Raw genomic sequence first — 5,347 nt, 5'->3', positions numbered from 1 at the left:
GTGAACAGGTGATTGAACTGCGGCAGGCGGTGCCGCATCACGATCTCCTTGGGCATGCCGTAGCGCGCCAGGCTCTCGCGCTCGAAGGCGTCGATGTCGGTCGGCGGCGTGGGGCGCGTGTGCAGGTCCATGTCCACCAGGGCCGACGACAGATAGCTGACGGTCGCATAGCCCTGGTTGAAGGTGTTGGCCGCCTCGATCTTGTCGACCAGGGCCTGGGGCATGGGCTGGCCGGTTTCGACATGCTTCAGGAAGCCGTCGATGATCGGACGGGTCAGCACCCAGTGTTCGTGCACCTGGGACGGATACTCCACATAGTCGCGCGGCGTGCCGCCCAGGCCCGGATAGGTGATCCGGTACGACAGATAGTGCAGGGCGTGGCCGAACTCGTGGAACAGGGTCTCGGCGTCGTCCAGCGAGATCAGGATCGGTCCGTCTTCGGCCTTGATGAAGTTGTTGTTGTTCGACGACAGCACGTTCTTGACGCCGTCATAGGTGGAATAGCCGCGATAGCTGGTCATCCAGGCGCCCGAGCGCTTGCCCGGACGGGCATAGTCGTCGGCGTAGTACAGGCCCGCATGGGCGCCGTGGTCCTTGACCTCATAGACCACCACGTCCTCGTGCCAGACCGGCACGGTCCCGGGGGCCAGCTTCTCGAAGGTGAAGCCGTATAGACGCTCGGCCATGTAGAAGCTGCCGGCGCGGACGTTGTTCAGCTCGAAATACGGCTTCAGCTCGTTCTGATCCAGGTCGTACTTGGCCTTGCGGACCTTCTCGGCGAAATAGAGATAGTCCCACGGCTCGATGTCGAAACCGGCGATGGCGCGCATGTCGGCCACCTCTTCGACGACGCGGGCCTTGGCCGGCGCCCAGACGCGGTTCATCAGGTCCATGGCGGCGGCCGGGGTCTTGGCCATGGTGTCCTGCATGCGCCATTCGGCGTGATTGCCGAAGCCCAGCAGGCGCGCGCGCTGGGCGCGCAGGGCCACGATCTCGGCGATCACGGCGTTGGTGTCATTGGCGTCGCCGTTGTCGCCGCGATTGACGAATTTGCGCCAGACCTCCTCGCGCAGGGCGCGGTCGTCGGCGAAGCTCAGCACCGGATCGACGCTGGAGCGGGTGTTGACGATGGCCGCACCCTGGACGTTGCGGCGACGCGCGGCGGCGGCGGCGGCGGCCTTGCTGTCGTCCGGCAGGCCGGCCAGGCGCGAAACGTCCGCCACCACGGTCCAGGCGTTCTCGTCGGCGACCACCTTCTGGCCAAAGCTGGTGAAGGCGTTGGACAGGGCGGCGTTGATGCGGCCCAGCTCGGCCTTGCCGGCGGCGTCCAGGGCCGCGCCGTTGCGCACGAAGGAATCGCGGCTGCGGGTCACCAGACGGCTCTGTTCGGCGTCCAGGCCCATGTCGGCGGCGTTGTCGGCGACGTGGCGTATGCGCTGGAACAGTTTGGCGTTGAAGGTGATCTCGTCGCTGGCGGCGGCCAGCAGGGGCGAGACTTCGCGTTGCAGCGCCTGATAGTCGTCCGAGCCGATGTTGGACGTCATGACGCCGAACACGGACAGGGCGCGGCCCAGCGGCTCGCCCGCCATCTGCATGGCCACCGAGGTGTTGGCGAAGGTCGCCGGGGCGGGATTGTCGGCGATGGCGGCGTATTCGGCGCGTTGCAGTTCGATGCCTTCGACGATCGCCTCGCGCAGCTTGGCGGCCGTGACGCGATCCCACGGCGGCACGCCGCCATAGGGGCCGGTCCATTCCTGCAGCAGTTCGGCGCGCGGGCTCTGGCGCGGCAGGACGGCGCGGGCCTCGGCGGCCTGGGCGGTCAGGGACGAGGCGTCGCCGCCCGCGCCGCCCGGCGCGGCGCCGGCCGTGGCGCATCCGGTCAGGGCGAACACGCTGCCCCCCGCGATCATGAAGTGGCGTCTGTGCATGGGGTCCATCCTCGACTGCAAATCGGTTCGGGCCGGACCCTAGACCGATGTTAGGCATCCGTCACATGACTCGACCGTAATCTTGTCGCCGTTCGTGTGCGGCCGTTGAACGCAGGCGCGTGGACCTCTAAAGCCAGCGCCCATGGCGATAGGCGTTTTCGATTCCGGTGTCGGCGGGCTGACGGTCCACCGCGAACTGACGAGGCGGTTCCCCGACCGGGACTTCGTCTATCTGGCCGACCAGGCCAACGCCCCCTATGGCGGGCGCGGGGGCGAGGAGATCGTCGACCTGACCCGCGCCGGGTGCGAGCGGCTGTTCGAGGCGGGGGCCTCGGTCATCGTTCTGGCCTGCAACACCGCCAGCGCCATCGCCCTGCGTCGGTTGCAACAGACCTGGGCGCCCCAGGCGCGCGAACGGTTCGGCCGCCCGGTAAACGTACTGGGCATCATCGTGCCGACCATCGAGGCGGCGACCGGCCTGCCCTGGACCTATGAGGCCGACCGGTCCGGCGAGAAGATCGAGGCGATCGAGATCACCGGCGTCTTCTGCACCGCCGCCACGGCCATGAGCCGGGTCTATGAGATCGAGATCGACAAGCGCCGCGAGGATCTGGCGGTCTTTTCCGAGCCGTGCCCCGGTCTGGCCGGCCTGATCGAACTGGGCGCCACGACCGAGGAGCTGAAGGTGGTGGTCGACGAGCATGTCGACGCCCTGCGCCGCCGTATCGGCCGTCACCCGGACAAGGCCATACTGGGCTGCACCCATTATGAGATCGTCGCCGACCTGTTCGCCGAAGCCCTGCCGCCCGGCACAAGCGTGATCCACCAGCCGACCGCCGTGGCCGACGCCCTGGACCGCTATTTCCAGCGGCACCCGGAATACGATCTGGGATCGTCCGGCCGCCGCGACTTCCTGACGACCGGAACGCCCGGCCCGCAGACGGAGCGGGTCAGCCAATTCTGGGGCGCGCCGCTCAGCTTCCAGGCGGCTTGACGAACCCGACGCGACGCGCGCTGATCGGGGCCGGGAGGACATATCCATGGTCCGCAGCCTACTGGCCGCCGCCGCCGTTCTGTTCCTGGCTTCGGGCGCACAGGCCGAGGTCGTGTCGCGCAGCGAGAACGGCTTCACCCTGAAATTCGCCATCGGCGCCGAGATCGACCCCGGCGACATTCCCGACGCTTTCCGCGCGTTGCCGGAATGGTGGGCGTCGTCCCACACCTATACGGGCGACTCCCGGAATCTGAGCCTGGATCTGACGCCGGGCGGCTGCTGGTGCGAAAAACTGCCCGACAATCCGGCCTTCGACCATGGCCGAACCGTCACGGTCGCCGAAGACCGCCTGGTGTTCCATGCCCCGTTCGGCCCTCTGCGCGGGCGGGCGACCCGCGCGGACCTGACGGTGACCTGGCCCGGCGCTAACCGGGGGTGGGAGCCGACCTGGGTCTTTGTGGTCGAGGGGCCGGGCCTAGGCGCCATGGCCGATGCCGTGGATGGCGTCATGGGCCAGGGCTATCGCCGGTGGCTCAGGTTCCTGGAGTATGGCGAGGCGCCGCCCGAAGGCGGCCGCTGATCCGCAAGGCCGGGGTTCAGAAGATTTCGAACAGGCCCGCCGCGCCCATGCCGCCGCCGATGCACATGGTGACGACGCCGTATTTGGCCCCGCGGCGCTTGCCCTCGATCAGGACGTGGCCGGTCATCCGGGCGCCCGACATGCCATAGGGGTGGCCGATGGAGATGGCGCCGCCCGAGACGTTCAGCCGGTCGTTGGGGATGCCCAGCCGGTCGCGGCAATACAGCACCTGGACGGCGAAGGCCTCGTTCAGCTCCCAGATGCCGATGTCGTCGACGGTCAGGCCGTGCTGCTTCAGCAGTTTCGGCACGGCGAAGACGGGGCCGATGCCCATTTCGTCTGGCTCGCAGCCCGCCACGGCCATGCCGCGATAGGCGCCCAGGGGCTGAAGGCCGCGCCGCTCGGCCTCCTTGCTCTCCATGATGACGCTGGCCGAGGCGCCGTCCGACAGCTGGCTGGCGTTGCCGGCGGTGATGAAACGGCCCTGCTGGATTTTCTCGCCGCCGCCGAAGACGGGCTTCAGCGACTGAAGGCCCTCAAGGGTGGTGTCGGCGCGGTTGCCCTCGTCCTTGGACAGGGTCACCTCTTTCGCCGACGTCTGGCCCGTGGCCTTGTCCACCACCTGCATGGTCGTGGTCATGGGCACGATCTCGGCGTCCAGATGGCCGGCCGCCTGGGCCGCCGCCGTGCGCTGCTGGGACTGCAGGGCGTAGTCGTCCTGGGCCTCGCGGCTGATGCCGTAGCGGTCGGCCACAACCTCGGCCGTCTCCAGCATCGACATATAGATGTGGGGCGACAGCGTCAGCAGCGCCTCGTCCTTCATCCGGTACAGGTTCATGTGCTGGTTCTGGACCAGGGAGATGCTCTCCAGCCCGCCGCCGATGGCGACCTGCTGGCCGTCGGTGATCACCTGTTTGGCCGCCGTGGCGATGGCCATCAGGCCCGAGGCGCACTGACGGTCCAGGCTCATGCCCGCGACGCTGGCGGGCAGGCCCGCCGCCAGGGCGACCTGACGGGCGATATTGGGCGAGGTCGAGCCCTGTTGCAGGGCGGCGCCGAACACCACGTCCTCGATCTCGGCCGGATCGACGCCCGCCCGCTGCACCGCATGGCGTATGGCGTGGGCGCCCAGCTGTTGCGGCTGGGTGTCGTTGAAGGCGCCGCGATAGGCGCGCCCGATCGGCGTGCGGGCGGTGGAGACGATGACGGCGTCGCGCATGGGGAGCTCCCTATCGGATTATTGGGGAATGCTAACGCCATGCCCCAGCGTCAGCGCAAGGGTCTTGACGTCCCAAACCTGGGCGCCCGACGTCAGCCGCCCGGGAACCCGCCTCAAGCCGTGAGCGACCGCGTCGCGAACATAGGCGCGCGGCGTCAGCCGCCCGGGAACCCGCCTCAAGCCGTGAGCGACCGCGTCGCGAACATAGGCGCGCGGCGTCAGCCGCCGAGGGAAACCTTCGCCTTGGTCAGTTCCAGCATGCCCTGGGCCGCGCCCATGTCGGGCACGATCTCGCCGGCGCGGTCGCTGATCTGGTCGAACCGGGCCGCGACCTGTTCGGGCGCATCCTCACCTGTGATGTGGACGCCTTGCGTCAGGGTGACATAGGCGCGCTCGAACCCGCCGGCGCCGGCGCCCAGGATGCAGCGGGTGGGCGCGTCGCGGCTGACCAGATGCAGCAGGCCGGGGCTGACCAGTTCCGGGCCCAGCGCCTCCAGCGGCAGGGCGGCGCCCAGATCCTCGGTCATGCGGGTGTGGGCCGTGGGCGCCAGGCAGTTGACCCGGATGTCGTTCTTCTGGCCCTCGATGGCCAGGGTCTGCATCAGGCCGACCAGGGCCATCTTGGC

4 protein-coding genes and 1 pseudogene are annotated in these 5,347 nt (G+C 68.7%); 2 read left to right on the top strand and 3 right to left on the bottom strand.

The window, feature by feature from the left end; genetic code table 11:
* Positions 1–1,928, bottom strand: a 1,928-nt coding sequence (locus tag Q0581_RS01580) for a M3 family metallopeptidase (protein WP_298696859.1), incomplete at its 3' end; no start/stop codon positions are given.
* Positions 1,929–2,070: 142 nt separating this feature from the next.
* Here Q0581_RS01580 and Q0581_RS01575 point away from each other — a divergent pair.
* Together Q0581_RS01575 and Q0581_RS01570 are read left to right on the top strand one after the other, a co-directional pair.
* Positions 2,071–2,922 (top strand): aspartate/glutamate racemase family protein, encoded by an 852-nt coding sequence (locus Q0581_RS01575; protein WP_298696856.1) that lies wholly within the window; start codon positions 2,071–2,073, stop codon positions 2,920–2,922.
* Between the two features lie 46 nt (positions 2,923–2,968).
* On the top strand, positions 2,969–3,502 hold the full coding sequence (locus Q0581_RS01570) for a hypothetical protein (RefSeq protein WP_298696854.1): 534 nt from the start codon (positions 2,969–2,971) through the stop codon (positions 3,500–3,502).
* 16 nt (positions 3,503–3,518) lie between these two features.
* Here the strand turns inward: Q0581_RS01570 and Q0581_RS01565 are convergent, their stop codons facing one another.
* Together Q0581_RS01565 and Q0581_RS01560 are read right to left on the bottom strand one after the other, a co-directional pair.
* Positions 3,519–4,721, bottom strand: a complete 1,203-nt coding sequence (locus Q0581_RS01565) for an acetyl-CoA C-acyltransferase (RefSeq protein ID WP_298696851.1) — start codon at positions 4,719–4,721, stop codon at positions 3,519–3,521.
* Between the two features lie 218 nt (positions 4,722–4,939).
* Positions 4,940–5,347 (bottom strand): annotated as a pseudogene (locus tag Q0581_RS01560) (3-hydroxyacyl-CoA dehydrogenase); the annotation flags it as partial.

It is taken from the genome of uncultured Brevundimonas sp. (assembly GCF_937863155.1).
Classification (GTDB): domain Bacteria; phylum Pseudomonadota; class Alphaproteobacteria; order Caulobacterales; family Caulobacteraceae; genus Brevundimonas.
The sequence above is the reverse complement of the archived record's forward strand: the minus strand, read 5'-3'. Positions and strand labels throughout refer to the sequence as shown.

Bases quoted from the DNA above. Each gene is read 5' to 3' on its own strand.
- Q0581_RS01575 (WP_298696856.1), top strand. From the start codon at position 2,071: ATGGCGATAGGCGTTTTCGATTCCGGTGTCGGCGGGCTGACGGTCCAC.
- Q0581_RS01570 (WP_298696854.1), top strand. From the start codon at position 2,969: ATGGTCCGCAGCCTACTGGCCGCCGCCGCCGTTCTGTTCCTGGCTTCG.
- Q0581_RS01565 (WP_298696851.1), bottom strand. From the start codon at position 4,721: ATGCGCGACGCCGTCATCGTCTCCACCGCCCGCACGCCGATCGGGCGC.